Genomic DNA, 16,328 nt, shown 5'->3' with positions numbered 1-16,328 from the left:
ATTTGTTTTAAATAAACTTTTTATTACATTTTCGAAGCCAATTTTATGAGTAAATTCTTTAAGCAATAACAATCCTGTATCAGAAGATAAGTCACCACCATCAAAATTTAATCGTATTTTACTATTGCTTTCTAAACAAATATCATATAAACTAAACATTGAGAACCCTCCCTTTGTTTGGTATTTGTTTAGCAACTATATTATAACAAATTTGGGCCCTCTTTTTCATGTTTTTATTTCACTTTTTAAGTGAAATGCAGTTTAGTAAAAAATTAAGTTAATATGGGCTATAGAACTCTTTTAAATAAATTCCATGAATAATTCAGGATAAGATATTAAAAAAAAATCAAAACAATAGCAATCATTTAGGTATATATAATGTACATAGAAGAATACAGCTTTTATATGGAGATAAGTATGGAGTTGAAATTAATAGTATTGAAAACATAGGAACTGAAGTCACCATAACATTACCTTTAATTTTAAAAAAGGAGTGTTGATATGTTTAAGGTTGTTATAATAGAAGATGAAGACATTATAAGAAACGGTCTTGTTTTGACCATAGATTGGCTCTCGATGGATTGTACTATTGTAGGAACAGCATCAAATGGAATAGATGGATTAAATTTAATAAAAGAACAAAAGCCCGATATAGTAATAACAGACATAAAAATGCCTATAATGGATGGAATTGAAATGTTGAAGAGAGCTGCAAAAGAAGCATCATTCTATAGCATTATTTTAACAAGTTATTCAGAATTTGAATATGCAAAACAAGCAATCAGCCTTAAAGTATTTGAGTATATTTTAAAACCTATTGATGAAGAGGAACTTATCAAAACAATAAACAATATTAAACAGGAAATCAAAAACAGTATTAAAAATAAAATAGAATTAAATAATCAAACTGTTGTTGATATTGATTCATATATAATAAACAGCAAGGATAACTATTATGTAAATCAAGCATTACTTGAGATAAAAAATAATTATAATAAAAAAATATCACTTGAAGGTATATCCGAAATGCTTGGAGTTAGTCCAAGCTATTTGAGTAGAAAGTTCAAGGCAATAACATCACAGACTTTTATGGACATTTTAAACCAATATAGAATTAAAAAATCAATAGAGCTATTAATATCCGGCAAATACAGAGTATATGAAATATCTGACTTGGTCGGGTTTGGGGACTATAAAAATTTCTTTAACACATTTAAAAAATATCTAAATATATCTCCTACTGAATTCCTAAAACAGGAGGACAAGAGGCTGTATAGTAAATAAAAATACTATACAGCCTCTTTTTATAGACTTATAAACTCTGGTATTACTTCATTTATTAATGTAGCAACAGCATTGTTGTCATTGCTTACTGTTATGCATTTTGCAGCTTTTTTTAAATCCTTATGAGCATTTTCAGTTGCAACACCAAGAAATGCCACTTTTATCATTTCTATGTCATTACAATAATCACCTATTGCAACTACCTTATTTTGATTAATCTCCATTAATTTAATTAACTCCTTTAATGCACTTCCCTTTGATACTCCAAAGGGTAAAATTTCAAGATATCTATCAGTAGAAAACATACAATTCAATTTATTTTTTGGTATAATACCTTCTATTTTTTTTAATATACTTTTAAGCATTTCATTTTGTCCATTTAAAATAACTTTGAGCCAATTTTCCTGTACAATATCCAAAACATTTGCTAATTCATAAGGTTGTTTCTCATTTATAACATATGGGTCAATATAACTTGTACCTGATACTATATACATCTTTCCAACTGTAAAAATCTGTACACAAATTTCACTATATTCATATAAAATATCTCTAATTATATAAGCTAAAATACTATTATCCAAACAAGCATACTTTATAAATTTTTCATTTTTAAAATCATAAATTGCTGCACCATTATATAGGATAGCTGGACAGTTTATTGGTAAATCTTTGATGAAGGGTCTTATATTTAGCTCTGTTCTCCCTGTAGCAACTGTGAATAATCCTCCCTTATCAACAAAATACCTTAATGTCTCTATATTCTTCTTTGAAATATTTTTATTAGAATCCATCAACGTACCATCTAAATCTGATACAACTAATATGCCCTTAAAATCCATAGGTCGTCCTCCTATTATATGCTAATATTTTTGCTGCCTGTTAACTTAAAGAATATAAGTAATGAAACAATTGTTGTAGCTGTTAATATTGTTGAAAGTGCTGCTGCTGTACCATAACTTGCCCTTACAACTTCTGTATAAATTGTTACAGACATTGTTCTTGTATTTGATGTATATAATATAACTGATGCACTTAATTCATTTATTACTGTAATCCAGCTTAAAATGGCACCAGATAGGACTCCTGGAAGCATCATTTTTGCTGTAACTTTAAAGAAGGTTTTAACTGGTGAACAACCAAGACTAATTGAAGCCTCCTCAATGCTTGGACTTATTTGATATAGTATTGCCGCACTCGACCTTAATGTATAGGGTAGTCTTCTTATTACAAAAGCAATTATCATAATAGTAGCTGTACCACTTAATATAATATATCCTTTATTAAAAGCAAGTAAAAGTGTAATTCCAAGAACTGAACCAGGAATGATGTATGGAAACATTGTGACTGTATCTATTATTGTTGTAATGGTACTTTTTCTTCTTGTAGAAATATAGGCTGTTAGCATTCCAATAAGAATAATAACAACAATTGCTACCAGTCCATAAACATATGTGTTTGCAATTGATTTTCCTAATCTACTAAATACTGTTCTATAACTCTTTAAAGAAAATTCGTGTAAGAACATCGCTCCCTTGGTATTTAAAAACGAAGTATAAATTACTGTTATTTGCGGTATTATTGATAATATTACTATAAAATAAATAAATATATGTGCTAAATAGTTTCCAATACCCTTCAATTTCCCAGTCTGTATCGGCCTAAGTGAACTCATAACATAGGACCTTTTATTTATTATATATCTTTGAATTAAAAATATTATTGAGGTTAAAAACACCATAACTGTTGCCATTGCAGCAGCAAAATTTGCCTGTCCGCCAACTTCACTTATAAATTCTGAATAAATTAGAGTTGGCATTACATTATATCCTTCTCCTATTAAAACAGGTGTACCAAAATCTGCAATTGCATTCATAAATACCAGTAATCCTCCAGCAAGTAGTGTTGGCAATATTAAAGGAATAATAACAAAGACTAATTTTCTTGATGGTTTTGAACCTAAACTCTCTGCAGCTTCAATTAAGGATGAATCTATCTTCTTTAAGGCACCAGATACGTATAAATAAATAAATGGATATAATTTTAATGTTAACACCAGTAGTATTCCTGCGTACCCATAAATCGTAGGAATGTTCAAATTAAGATACTGCTTAAAAAATTTGGTAACTACACCACTTCTACCGCAAAGTAAAACCCAAGAATATGCCCCTATAAAAGGAGGAGAGAGCATAGATATTATTATTAAAATTTCAAGAAGTTTTTTACCCTTTATATTATATGCTGTCATCAAATATGCAATTGGAAGACCTATTATTATTGATAGTAATGTAACACTTGTAGCCGAAACAATGCTGTTTATTAATGCTTGATAATAATACTTTTTACTAAAAAACTTTTGAAAGTTTGATAATGTAAATTTAGATGTTAAAGGCTCCTTAAAGGCATCTATGAAAAGTGTTGTTAGAGGATATATCAAAAACAGAGCAAAAATAACTAAAATTGATAGAGTAACTATACTCCAAAAATCCCATTTTATCTTCTTATTCATATAAAATCACATCCTCTACTAAATTTACACTTCCATCTTCATCAAAAACATTAATCCTTTTTAAATCTGGTTCTAAATACACTTCATCATTTTCTTTTAAAAATATATTTACATCTGAAATGTCTTGAACAAACTCACACACTTTATTGTCCCCAAATACAATGTCATCATTTAACCTAAATTCATAATTTATAAACTTTCCAAAGAAAGTTCCCTTTAAAATCTTTACTTTAAGACCTTTATTAGAAATCTTTAACTCCTCTGGCCTTATTGATACAACAACACTTTGTCCATCCTTTACACTCTTTTTTAAATTATTCATTTTTATTTTAAATTCACTATTGAATACAATATACTTATCATCATTTTCAAACTTTATTTTTGCCCTAACTAAGTTTGAACTTCCTATAAAGGTTGCAACAAATGTATTAGCTGGACGTTTATATATTTGACAAGGTGTACCAACCTGCTGAACTACTCCTTCCTTCATTACAGCAATTCTATCAGAAATGGCAAGAGCCTCCTCTTGGTCGTGAGTTACATAAACTGTTGTTATACCTATCTCCTTTTGTATATCTCTAATAACACTTCTCATTTCAATTCTTAATTTTGCATCCAAATTAGATAGTGGTTCATCCATCAGAAGAACATTAGGGCGAATTACAATTGCACGTGCAAGAGCAATTCTCTGTTGTTGACCGCCAGATAACCTATCTGGAAGTCTATCCTTATAATCATACATTTTAACAGTCCTTAGCATTTCTTCAACTCTTCTGTCACTTTCAACTTTTGGTATTTTTCTCAATTTTAGCCCATACTCAACATTTTCTTTTACTGTTAAGTGTGGAAAAATTGCATAGTTTTGAAATACCATACCTATATTTCTCTTATATGCTGGTATTTCATTTATTACTTCATCATCAAATTTAATATAGCCTCCATCTATGCTATTAAAACCTGCTATCATTCTTAATAAAGTCGTCTTACCACATCCTGAAGGACCAAGCAATGTAAAGAACTCACCATTTTTAATATCTAAAGATAAATTAGGTATAACAGTTGTCTTTTCATATTTCTTCACAACATTTTCAATCTTTATAGCTACGCTCACATCTATACCCCCTTAATAATTAGGCCCACAACAAACGTCGCAGGCCTTAATTTTTATTATTTACTACTTGTGAATATATCTTTAAACTTATCAAGCCATTCCTGTTTGCTCTTATTTACGGTTGCCTCGTCATCCTTTATTAGATTCATTTCATTTAAAGCCTTAAGACCTGATGCTGCAGGAACATCCTTTCTAACTGAACGTCTACATAACTGATTTGCAATTAAAGTTTGGGCTTCCTTGCTTGTTACAAAATCTATGAATTTCTTTGCATTTTCTAAATTCTTAGCACCTTTAATAATTTGAACTGTGTCTGGTTTAGCAATGACACCTTCCTTCATATATATAATTTCAACAGGTGCTCCATCCTTTACATATTTTGCTGCTGCCTCTTCAAATGTTAAACCTACTGTATATTCACCATCAGCTACTCCTTTATATACTGCTGATGAACCACTTAAAAGTTTACCGTCTAAATTCTTACATAGTTGTCCAACATATTCCCATCCCTTATTTGGGTCACCTTGTCCCATTGCATATAACATATTTACAAGGTGTTCAAAGGATGAAGAAGACTTTGATGGGTCAGCAAATACAATCTTCCCCTTTAGAGCAGGATTTAGCAAGTCTTGATATCCTTCAATTTTGATATTTCCAATTAAATTCTTATTTACCATAATAACGCTTGGAATCATTGTAAATCTTGTTATCATACCCTCTGTATTCTTGCAGTCATCTAATACTGCATCTTCGTTTTTACTCTTATATTCTTGGAAAAAGTCCTTCTTTGGTTTTACTGTTGACAGAGATCCTCCCCATAGCACATCACCTAATGGATTATCCTTTTCAGCTTCAATTCTCTTTAAAAGTTCCCCTGTTCCTGCAGTAACAACTTCTGCAGTAATGCCTGTACTTTTTTCAAATTCAGCAACGATTGGATTTATGAATTCAACAGGATGAGGACAATAAATTACTACTTTTTTTGATGCATTATCAGTATTACTTGTTGTTTGTGTTTTTGAGTTAGAACAGGATGCCAATGAAAACATCATTACAGCACTTAGAGCTAAACCTAAAATTCGTTTCACACTCAATTCCCCCTTTGATTTTTTTCTTACTTTTATATTACCAAGTTTGAATATTCTAAACAATCCAAATAATTATATAAATATCCAAGATTTTGACCTAATTTATAAAATACAAAAGGCTGCAAAATGCAGCCTTTTTATTATCTTCCAAACTCTGCTCCTCTTTCAAGAGCCCTTTTATTTAATTCATAGAATTGTTCTTTTCCGTGTTCCTTTAGTGCCTTAAGAAGTGATTCCATCTTTACTATCTTAGTCTTTTCAACAAGTGCTCCAAGTAATACCATATTAGCAATCTTCTTTGAACCTACTTCTTCTGCTATCTTTTGAGCAGGTATCTTTATGATTTCTATATCTGTTCTTTCTGGTTCTCTGTTTACAAGGTCACTGTCTATTATTAATAATCCACCCTTCACAACGTGACTTTCGAATTTATCAAGTGATGGTCTATTCATAACAACTACTGTTGTTGCATCAACAACAAGTGGTGAACCTACTGGTTCATCTGAAAGTATAACTGAACAGTTTGAAGTACCTCCACGCATTTCTGGCCCATATGATGGAAACCAAGAAACATTTAAGTTTTCTTCAAGTCCTGCATATGCCAAGAATTTACCCATTGAAAGAATTCCTTGTCCTCCAAAACCAGCAAATATAATTTCTTGATTTGCCATATTACTTCACCTCCCCTGTAGTTGCATCCTTCTTAACTCCAAGTGGATAGTACGGAATCATATTGTCTCTTAGCCACTTAACTGATTCATTTGGTGATAATCCCCAGTTTGTTGGACATATTGATAATACTTCTACAAGGGAGAATCCTAATCCTTGAAGTTGTATTTCAAATGCCTTCTTAATTGCTTTCTTAGCCTTTATTATATTTGGAACGCTATCGACTGAAACTCTTTCAACATATACTGCACCATCTAATGTTGAAATCATTTCTGATACCCTAATTGGATAGCCTGCTGTCTTTACATCTCTTCCATATGGTGAAGTTTCTGTTACTTGACCTGGAAGTGTAGTAGGTGCCATTTGTCCACCAGTCATACCATAAATAGCATTGTTAACAAATATTGTTGTTATTTTTTCACCTCTTGCTGCAGCGTGAACTATTTCTGCTGTACCTATGGCTGCAAGATCACCATCTCCTTGGTATGTAAATACAACGCTGTCTGGTACTGCTCTTTTAATTCCAGTTGCAACAGCTGGTGCTCTTCCGTGTGCAGCTTCATACATATCACAAGCAAAATAATCATAGGCAAGAACTGAACATCCAACAGGTGCAACACCTATAGTCTTGTCAAGTATTCCAAGCTCATCAATTACTTCTGCAACTAATCTATGAATAACACCGTGTGTACATCCAGGACAATAGTGAGTTGGCACATCAAGTAATGCCTTTGGTCTATCAAATACTACTGTCATTATTTTGCACCTCCTACAATTCCCTTTATCTTGTTTGCTATTTCAGCTGGAGTTGGAACCATACCACCACTTCTTCCGTAGAAGTGAACTGGTTTTCTACCATTAACTGCAAGCTGAACATCCTCAAGCATTTGTCCACAGCTCATTTCAACTGAAATAAATCCATTCTTAGTCTTATCTATAACCTTATCAAAGGCTTCAACTGGATATGGCCATAAAGTTATTGGTCTAATTAAACCGACATTTATTCCTTCCTTCTTTAACATCTTAATCGCATTCTTACATATTCTTGATAGAGTACCATATGATACTATAACAAGATCCATTTCTTCATCACAATTGTATAATTCATATCTAACTTCATTCTTTTCAATCTCTCTATATTTTTCTTGAAGTTTATTGTTGTGTGCTTCAAGTTCTTCTGGCTTTAGGAAAAGCGAATTTATTATGTTATGCTTTTCTCTTCCCTTTAATCCATTTGCAGCCCAAGTCTTCTCTGGGAGTTCCTTCTTTGGTCTTTCCTTAAATTCAACTGGTTCCATCATTTGTCCAAGCATACCATCTCCCATAACCATAACAGGATTTCTATACTTGTCTGCAACATCAAAGGCATCTTGAACAAGATCAACCATTTCCTGAACTGATGCTGGGGCAAACACTACTAATCTGTAATCTCCGTGTCCACCACCCTTAGTTGCTTGGAAGTAATCTGATTGTGCTGGTTGTATACCTCCAAGTCCTGGACCTCCACGAACTATATTAATAATTACGCAAGGAAGCTCTGCACCTGCTATATATGAAATACCTTCTGCCTTTAAGCTTATACCTGGGCTTGATGAAGAAGTCATTACTCTAACTCCTGCACCTGCAGCACCATAAACCATATTTATTGCTGCTACTTCACTTTCCGCTTGTAGGAAAACTCTTCCTACCTTTGGCATTCTCCTTGACATATAAGCTGCAACTTCTGTTTGTGGTGTTATAGGATATCCAAAGAAACATTGGCATCCTGCATGAATGGCAGCTTCACCTATTGCTTCATTTCCCTTCATTAAAACCTTATCAGCCATCTAAGCTTACCTCCTTAAACCCTTTATTTTTCAACCTTTATTACTACATCAGGACATATTCTTGCACAAGATGCACAAGCGATACACTTTTGCATATTATCTCCCTTTACAGTTGCTGGATGATATCCCTTTGTGTTTAGTTTTTCATCAAATTCAATTATTTTTACAGGGCAAACTTCGATACAAAGTCCACAGCCTTTGCATCTTTCTTCTCTAAAAGTTACCTTTCCCATAGTCTACCTCCTATTTTATAATTATTTATTCATCAAGATATTTTCTCCAAGGAGGGAGCATAAATATCTTGATTGGGAATATCTCGTTTTTAATTTTGTCCTTTACTTCTTCTACTAAATCTTCTCTAACAACTGTATATTTGATTGGTATGTTAGTCCTATTTGATACTTCTTCCACAATATTTTGACCATTTAGTATATCCTCAATTTTTGTTTCATAGGATAAGTTGGAATTATTAATCAAATACTTTACTTTAAGCCTTGATGCGGCTTCAATGTCCCTAATATACTCTAAAATTCCATCAACATCCTTTGTAAATGGTCTTGTGGTATTTATTACAAAGTACATATCATAGTCTTCCATATTAAAGTATCTGTTATATTGACCAAGGGCAACAGCCCCTTGGTCATCACCACCAACATCAAGAACCACATCATAGCTTTTGTCATTAAATACAGATAATGTTTCAAGTGGAATTGTTCCAAGTTCTGCATTTGCCATCTCCTTTGGTGTCGCTATAACCCTTATTCCTAAACTTTCAAGATAATCCTTTTCATCCCTTGTACAAAAGTAAGGGTTTACTATATCAAGATCTGCTATACATACCTTCTTACCTTCATTTCTAAGTTTTATAGCATAGTTTATTGAAATTTCGGTTTTGCCACTTCCAAAATGTCCAGTAAATATTCTAATTCTTGATTCCATATAATCACATCCTATTTATATTCCTTAGCTGCTTCTTCACCCTTTAAAACTCTAAGTCCACCTTCAGCAAGTGCAAGCATTTCATCTTCTCCTGGATATGCCACAACTGGTGCAATAAAGCTTATTCTTTCCTTTATCCAGCTTACATATTCTTCCCCGTATGCAAGTCCTCCTGTTAATATGATAGCATCTACTTCACCCTTTAAAACTGCTGCACAGCTTCCTATTTCCTTAGCCACTTGATAGGCCATAGCCTTGTATATAAGTTCTGCTTCCTTGTTGCCCTCCTCCATCATCTTCTTTACTTCTCTACCATCATTTGTTCCAAGGTATGCAACAAGTCCACCTTTGCCTGTAATCTTCTTCTTTATTTCATCTTGTGTATATTTTCCTGAGAAGCACATCTTAACAAGGTCTCCTACTGGAAGTCCTCCTGATCTTTCCGGTGAGAAGGGTCCTTCCCCATCAAGTGCATTATTTACATCAACAACTCTTCCTTTTTTATGAGCTCCAACTGAAATTCCTCCACCCATATGAGCAACTATAAGGTTTAGATCTTCGTATTTTACACCCTTTTCCTTTGCATACCTTTTTGCAACAGCCTTTTGATTTAATGCGTGGAATATGCTCTTTCTTTCAATCTCTGGCATACCTGATATTCTTGCAACATCCTGCATTTCATCAACCACAACAGGGTCAACTATAAAGGAAGGTATATTATATTTTTTAGCTATTTCAAATGCAATTACTCCACCTAAATTTGAAGCGTGCTGTCCTTGTACACCTATTTTTAAATCCTCAATCATATTTTCATTTACTGAGTATGTTCCGCCCTCAATTGGTTTTAAAAGTCCTCCACGGCCAACTACTGCATTTAATGTGCCTAAATCTATTCCCTTTTCTTCAACTGCCTTTATAATAACATTTTTTCTAAATTCATATTGATCAAATATAGTTGCATAGGGTGCTAATTCTTCTGCTGAATGTCTTAATGTTTCTACAAATACTGGGTTTAAATCATCATAAACTGCTATTTTAGTTGATGTAGAACCAGGGTTTATTATTAGCATTCTATACATAGTACATCCTCCTTTTTTTATAGGCACGCAACAAGGCACGCAAGAGCTATTGAATAAAGCTTACTTTCATTACTGTCAGCTCTTGAGGTTAATATTACTGGTGCTGCTGCCCCAACAAGAATTCCTCCATTCTTTGCATTTGCAGTATATGTTAATGTCTTGTACATAACATTACCTGTTTCAATATTTGGAACAAGTATAATATCTGCCTGACCTGCAACTGGACTCTTAATTCCCTTGTGCTTTGCCGCCTCCTCTGATAGAGCATTATCTATTGCAAGCGGTCCATCAACTATACATCCCTTTATTTGTCCTCTATCATTCATCTTTGATAGAGCTGCTGCATCAAGGGTTGGCTGCATATCTGGGTTTACAACCTCAACTGCACATACAGGTGCAACCTTTGGAACTTCAATTCCAATTGCATGTGCTACCTTTACTGCATTTTCAAGTATTTGTTTTTTAGTATTTAAATCTGGTGCTATATTCATTGCAGCATCTGTTACAAGTAGAATTCTTTGAAGTGCTGGAACTTCAAAAACCGCAACGTGTGATAATACTCTTCCTGTCCTTAATCCCTTTTCTTTATCAAGAACTGCTCTTAAAAAGGTTGCAGTATCTATTAGCCCCTTCATTAACATATCTGCCTTCTTTGTTGAAACAAGTTCAACTGCCTTCATAGCAGCCTTTGAGTTGTCCTTCTCATCAATTACTTCAAAATCGTCTAAATTAATTCCTAATGCGTTTGCTATCTCTTGAATTTTTTCCTTATCTCCAACTAAAACAGCATCTGCAAGTCCCATATTCTTTGCATCTCTTACTGCCTCTAAAACTGGTTCATCTTGTGCTACTGCAACTGCAATCTTCTTTCTCACACCACACTTAACTTTGTTTAAAATTTCATCAAAGGTTCTTATCATATTTTCACCTCTTCTTCATAAATTTTAGCCATCTCTTCACCTATTAGGACTCTATAGGCACCTTCTGCTAAGGCCTGCATTTCATCTTCTCCCGGAATTACTACAACATCTGCTATAAACTTAACCATATCAGTTATGTATTCTACAAGTCTTTGTGAATATGCAAGTCCTCCAGTTAAAATTATTTTGTCAACATTTCCAAATAAAACTGTACTTGCTGCACCTATTTCTTTTCCTATTTGATAACACATAGCCTCAAATATTAGTTTTGCCTTTTTGTCACCATTTTTAATCATCTCTTCTACAACACGTGCATCATTTGTACCTAAATACCCCACAAGTCCTGCCTGACCTACCATCTTCTTTTTTAATTCTTTTTGAGTATATTTACCCGAAAAAGCAAGCTTAACTAAATCACCAACAGGCACCTGTCCACACCTCTCTGGTGAAAAGGGCCCACTTTCATTTGCGTTATTAACATCTACTATTTTTCCTTTTTTTAAAGGTGCAACAGATATTCCTCCGCCTAAATGTGCTACTATAAAGTTGCAGTCATTTAGGCTTTTTCCTAAATCCTTTGCTACCCTTCTTGATACAGCTTTAATGTTTAAAGCATGAACAAGGGACCTTCTTTTAATTTCTGGTATACCTGAAATTCTTGCTATATCCTCAAACTCATCAACTGCAACAGGGTCAACAATATATGCTTCCTTTCCTATCTCGTTTGCTATAGACTTTGCAATTATTCCCCCTAAATTAGATGCGTGCTCTCCTTGAAAACCTATCTTTAAATCCTCAATCATTTTATCAGTAACTTTATATGTACCCGATGGCATAGGTCTTAAAAGTCCACCACGTCCCACAATACAATCAAAATCTTCTATCTTTATACCCTCTTTTTTTAAATACTCTAAAATTTGTTTTTTTCTAAAATCAAACTGGTCTGCAATTTTTTCATATTTTGCAAGTTCTGTTGCATCGTGAGTGATATTTGTTTGTTTTACCTTCACATCTTTTTGGAATACTGCAATTTTTGTCGACGTTGACCCTGGATTTATTGCAAGAATTAGTCCCCTCATAAAAACTCCACCCCTATTTGAAATTTATATTATAATTTTCTAAAAACTTTATCTATTCTTATTTTACTGTATAATACCCCATATTTGCAACAAAAATATTTAAAATTTATTATGCATATTTAACAAATTAGTATACATTTTTTATTCAATTGGTGCATATTTTTGCATTATTTTTTCAGCTGTTTTTATTCCATCAACTGCAGCAGACATTATCCCCCCAGCATATCCTGCCCCTTCACCTGATGGATATAGACCTTTTATTGTGCTGGATTCGAAATTTTCCATTCTTATAATTTTTACAGGTGCTGAAGTTCTTGTTTCAATCCCAGTCAAAATTGCATCATAACTTGCAAATCCTTTTATTTTTTTGTCAAAATCATATAGTGCCTCTTTTAAAGCACCTATAACATAATTAGGCAAACAATCACTTAAATTCGCAAAGTTATATCCTCTTGTATAGCTTGGTTTAACCTTGCCAAGTTTCTTAGAAACCTCATCCTTTAGAAAATCACCAACAAGTTGAATAGGAGCAACATACTCCCCTCCACCTACTCTATATGCTAACTCTTCATAATATCTTTGAAACTCCATTCCAGCAAGGGGATGTGAACTTGCAAAATCAGGAGAGCCTACTCCCACAACTATCGCACTATTTGCATTGTCCTTATCTCTTTTATATTCGCTCATACCATTTGTTACAAGTCTATTTTCCTCTGATGCTGCTGCTACAACTGTTCCTCCTGGACACATACAAAAACTATAACAAGGTCTTCCATATGTTTTACTTGTAAAGGTTAGTCTATAATCTGCTGCCTTTAGTTTAGGATGTTTTGCAAATTTTCCATATTGATTTTCATCAATCATACTCTGAAGATGTTCTATTCTAACACCTATTGCAAAGGGTTTTTGTTCAAACTCAACACCTCTTTTTAGAAGCATTTCATAGGTATCTCGTGCACTATGACCTATTGCAAATATAACTACGTCCGAATCTATTTCGTATTCGTTATTAACTATTACACCCTGAATTTTATTGTCTTTAACTATTATATCTGTAACCTTTGAATCAAATTTTACTTCTCCTCCAAAGGATTTTATTTTCTCCCTTATATTTTTTACTACCGTCTGAAGTATATCTGTACCTATGTGTGGTTTTCCAGAATACATTATTTCCGGTGGAGCTCCAGCCTCTACAAACTCTTCAAGAACATAGGTTATTCTTGTATCCTTTATTCTTGTAGTAAGTTTTCCATCGGAAAAGGTTCCTGCTCCACCTTCACCGAACTGCACATTACTATCTAAATTCAATTCTCCTGTATTCCAGAAATTTTGTATATCTTTAGTTCTTTTTTCAACACTTGATCCTCTTTCCAAAATAATTGGTCTGTAACCGTTTTTTGCCAAAATAAGACCGGCAAAAAGCCCTGCCGGTCCTGTTCCAACTATTATTGGTCTCTTTAACAATTTTTCTTCTCCGAAACAGTAGTTTTCATCAAGATATGTATCATCTAATAATACATCCTTAGAATTTGCCTTTGCTACAACCCTTGATTCATTATTACATTTAAATTCAACCTGATAAACAAAATCTATCTTATTTTTTCTTCTTGCATCTATTGATTCCTTTAATATTTTATAATCCCAAATATCCTTCTTATTAACCTTTGCCATTTTGCAGGCTATATCTAAAACCTTATCTATACTGTCATCTAATGAAATTCTTATGTTGTTAACTCTTATTGTCATACAATACCTCCATTATTTTTTGTTTATTTTTATCTTTATCTTTTCTGGTTCAATACTTACTATTTCAAATTGTTCAGGCTTTATTATTTTTATCGGAAGTGCAAATTCCCCTTCTGATAATTCAGATACATCTAAAACTGCCATAAACTGATTTAAATCAATTTGGTTTAATTGACTTTCACTTCCTCTTATTAATAAATTGACTTCTTCAGAAGCAGGACTATAAACATATTCTCCATTTTGATTTTGTATGCTTATAGGAAGTTTTATCTCCTTTTGTATGATATTTTCTACAGATAATTCTACTAATATGCTACTTTCTTTATTTTTTAGATAAATACCCTTTGGGATATTAAGTTCAACCTGTATTGATGTAGTTTGATAAATATTTTGTAAATCTATAGGTTTTGTTTCTATTTGCTTTATATTATTTAAAACATTTGAATCGCCTAAAATATAGATATTAGGTTCAGTTAAATTAATGGACTTTATCGTTTTTCCCTTTGGTAGTGAATTTTTTGTAACTACCTTTATAGGTACTTGTTTTGCTGATTTTATACTTACAAATACATCTACATACCTTGGATCTGTTTCTACATTTAAAACTTGTTTTCTTTCTCTATCATAGGGCTTTACTACAATTGAATTACTGATATCAGAAAACGCACCAGTTATATCCACCTGGCCCTCAACATAATTAACTTTATTTATATATTCCTCTGGTCCAACTACTAATATTTCAGATGGTTTAACAACTGGTTCTAAATTATCATAGCCTTGTTTAGGTATTCCTGTTACATTTATATTAACAGGAAAGGCTTTTGCAACAAGATTATCAAGCTTTACTCTTATATACGGAAAAATACCTTCACTTACAACTTCAATACCTTGGGGCTTTCTTCTTATCTCAACTGGTATGTTGTTATCTCCCCTCTTTAGATAACCTCCCATATCAGCCTCTACCTTAAAGTCATCCTTAGTCACCTTAAAGACATCAAGAGCCCTTCCCTTTATAGTAAGGTTTATTGTAAAGGTTTGTTCAGGCAACATAACCAAATTAGAGCGAGCTATATTTTCTGTGTTATAGAGAGTAACCGGTATATCTTCAATTGTTCTAACTAAAACTGGATTCTTTTCCCCCATAACATAAAGCCAAAGTATAAAAGCTATAAAAATAGAAGCTGTTATTGCCATTATTTGCTGTTTATCTTTGACAGCCATATTTTCACCCTCTTAAACAATGTTGTATCTATTTCTATATTTTTCTTTAATACACCATATAAAACCTTTTTTAATCTTTCTGCATTATACCCCCTAACAAGCTTACCGTTAATAGATATTGAAATTATACCTGTTTCCTCTGAAACAACAACTGCTATTGCATCACAAGTTTCTGTTATACCTATTGCAGCCCTATGTCTTGTACCAAGTTCCTTTGATACAAACTGTTCAGTCAATGGTAAAACACAGGATGCAGCTACAATTCTATCTTTTCTAATAATTACAGCACCATCGTGAAGTGGAGTATTTTCTACAAATATATTTTCTAAAAGCTGTGATGAAACAACACCATCAATTACTGTTCCGCTTTCTACGTAATCATTAAGACCTGTATCCTGTTCAATTACAATCAAAGCTCCTGTCTTATTCTTAGACATATTATCTGCTGCAATAACAATTTCATTTACAACCTTTTCTACCTCTTCATCACTATCAAATAGTCTTCTGTTTAATATTTTGCTTCTTCCAAGGTGCTCAAGTGCCTTCCTAAGTTCTGGCTGAAATATAATTATAAGTGCAATCAAACCTACTGTTAATGTGTTTTGAATTAGCCAATGTAAAGTTATAAATCCTAATATTTCACTGGCCTTCATAACTAATAATATAAACACAAGTCCCTTTACCAGCTGTTCTGCTCTTGTTTTTCTAATTAATGTAAATAACTTATAAAAAATATAAGCAACAATTAAAATGTCAATTACATTTAAGATTGTTACGTGTTTAATAATTGAAATCATACTATTTAAATCAAACATAGCAGCCAACCCCTTAATAGTATTTATATACTAATTATAATA

17 protein-coding genes are annotated in these 16,328 nt (G+C 32.7%); 1 reads left to right on the top strand and 16 read right to left on the bottom strand.

Annotated features, from left to right (window positions below):
• A partial coding sequence (locus tag BUB63_RS13365; protein ID WP_200790197.1) for a transposase occupies positions 1–159 on the bottom strand: 159 nt, incomplete at its 3' end.
• 342 nt (positions 160–501) lie between these two features.
• Here BUB63_RS13365 and BUB63_RS07200 point away from each other — a divergent pair.
• A complete protein-coding gene (locus BUB63_RS07200; protein ID WP_073248757.1) occupies positions 502–1,284 on the top strand; it encodes a response regulator transcription factor in 783 nt (260 codons plus the stop codon).
• Between the two features lie 20 nt (positions 1,285–1,304).
• Here BUB63_RS07200 and BUB63_RS07195 read toward each other — a convergent pair whose 3' ends face one another.
• The 15 genes from BUB63_RS07195 to cdaA form a co-directional block, all read right to left on the bottom strand.
• On the bottom strand, positions 1,305–2,126 hold the full coding sequence (locus tag BUB63_RS07195) for a Cof-type HAD-IIB family hydrolase (protein ID WP_035165635.1): 822 nt from the start codon (positions 2,124–2,126) through the stop codon (positions 1,305–1,307).
• A gap of 14 nt (positions 2,127–2,140) precedes the next feature.
• Positions 2,141–3,793 carry an ABC transporter permease gene (locus BUB63_RS07190; RefSeq protein WP_073248755.1) on the bottom strand — a complete coding sequence of 551 codons (1,653 nt, stop codon included), beginning with the start codon at positions 3,791–3,793 and terminating at the stop codon, positions 2,141–2,143.
• Positions 3,786–4,904 (bottom strand): ABC transporter ATP-binding protein, encoded by a 1,119-nt coding sequence (locus tag BUB63_RS07185; RefSeq protein WP_027307580.1) that lies wholly within the window; start codon positions 4,902–4,904, stop codon positions 3,786–3,788. Before BUB63_RS07185 ends, BUB63_RS07190 begins: the two co-directional genes overlap by 8 nt.
• A gap of 56 nt (positions 4,905–4,960) precedes the next feature.
• Positions 4,961–5,992 carry an ABC transporter substrate-binding protein gene (locus BUB63_RS07180; protein ID WP_341465375.1) on the bottom strand — a complete coding sequence of 344 codons (1,032 nt, stop codon included), beginning with the start codon at positions 5,990–5,992 and terminating at the stop codon, positions 4,961–4,963.
• A gap of 140 nt (positions 5,993–6,132) precedes the next feature.
• On the bottom strand, positions 6,133–6,663 hold the full coding sequence (locus tag BUB63_RS07175) for a 2-oxoacid:acceptor oxidoreductase family protein (protein WP_027307582.1): 531 nt from the start codon (positions 6,661–6,663) through the stop codon (positions 6,133–6,135).
• A 1-nt stretch (position 6,664) separates the two neighbouring features.
• On the bottom strand, positions 6,665–7,417 hold the full coding sequence (locus BUB63_RS07170) for a thiamine pyrophosphate-dependent enzyme (protein WP_027307583.1): 753 nt from the start codon (positions 7,415–7,417) through the stop codon (positions 6,665–6,667).
• Positions 7,417–8,487 carry a 3-methyl-2-oxobutanoate dehydrogenase subunit VorB gene (locus tag BUB63_RS07165; RefSeq protein ID WP_027307584.1) on the bottom strand — a complete coding sequence of 357 codons (1,071 nt, stop codon included), beginning with the start codon at positions 8,485–8,487 and terminating at the stop codon, positions 7,417–7,419. Before BUB63_RS07165 ends, BUB63_RS07170 begins: the two co-directional genes overlap by 1 nt.
• A gap of 23 nt (positions 8,488–8,510) precedes the next feature.
• On the bottom strand, positions 8,511–8,720 hold the full coding sequence (locus BUB63_RS07160) for a 4Fe-4S binding protein (RefSeq protein WP_018661041.1): 210 nt from the start codon (positions 8,718–8,720) through the stop codon (positions 8,511–8,513).
• A gap of 25 nt (positions 8,721–8,745) precedes the next feature.
• Entirely contained in the window at positions 8,746–9,426 is a 681-nt protein-coding gene (locus BUB63_RS07155) for a nucleotide-binding protein (protein WP_035165636.1), read from the bottom strand.
• An 11-nt stretch (positions 9,427–9,437) separates the two neighbouring features.
• On the bottom strand, positions 9,438–10,505 hold the full coding sequence (gene buk / locus BUB63_RS07150; protein WP_073248753.1) for a butyrate kinase: 1,068 nt from the start codon (positions 10,503–10,505) through the stop codon (positions 9,438–9,440).
• Positions 10,506–10,522: 17 nt separating this feature from the next.
• Complete coding sequence (gene ptb, locus BUB63_RS07145; RefSeq protein ID WP_073248751.1) at positions 10,523–11,425, bottom strand: phosphate butyryltransferase; 903 nt, start codon at positions 11,423–11,425, stop codon at positions 10,523–10,525.
• On the bottom strand, positions 11,422–12,504 hold the full coding sequence (gene buk, locus BUB63_RS07140; protein WP_073248749.1) for a butyrate kinase: 1,083 nt from the start codon (positions 12,502–12,504) through the stop codon (positions 11,422–11,424). The genes ptb and buk (BUB63_RS07140) overlap by 4 nt, the downstream gene beginning before the upstream one ends.
• Positions 12,505–12,645: 141 nt before the next feature.
• Positions 12,646–14,250: an NAD(P)/FAD-dependent oxidoreductase gene (locus BUB63_RS07135; RefSeq protein WP_073248747.1), complete on the bottom strand. Its 1,605-nt coding sequence runs from the start codon at positions 14,248–14,250 to the stop codon at positions 12,646–12,648.
• A 12-nt stretch (positions 14,251–14,262) separates the two neighbouring features.
• Positions 14,263–15,471: a CdaR family protein gene (locus BUB63_RS07130; protein ID WP_073248745.1), complete on the bottom strand. Its 1,209-nt coding sequence runs from the start codon at positions 15,469–15,471 to the stop codon at positions 14,263–14,265.
• Positions 15,444–16,286: a diadenylate cyclase CdaA gene (cdaA, locus tag BUB63_RS07125; RefSeq protein WP_027307591.1), complete on the bottom strand. Its 843-nt coding sequence runs from the start codon at positions 16,284–16,286 to the stop codon at positions 15,444–15,446. The genes BUB63_RS07130 and cdaA overlap by 28 nt, the downstream gene beginning before the upstream one ends.
• Positions 16,287–16,328: the final 42 nt, after the last annotated feature.

The sequence above is a fragment of the Caloramator proteoclasticus DSM 10124 genome (assembly GCF_900129265.1).
In the GTDB taxonomy this organism is placed as follows: Bacteria; Bacillota; Clostridia; order Clostridiales; family Caloramatoraceae; genus Thermobrachium; species Thermobrachium proteoclasticum.
This window is presented reverse-complemented; position numbering and strand designations above follow the sequence as displayed.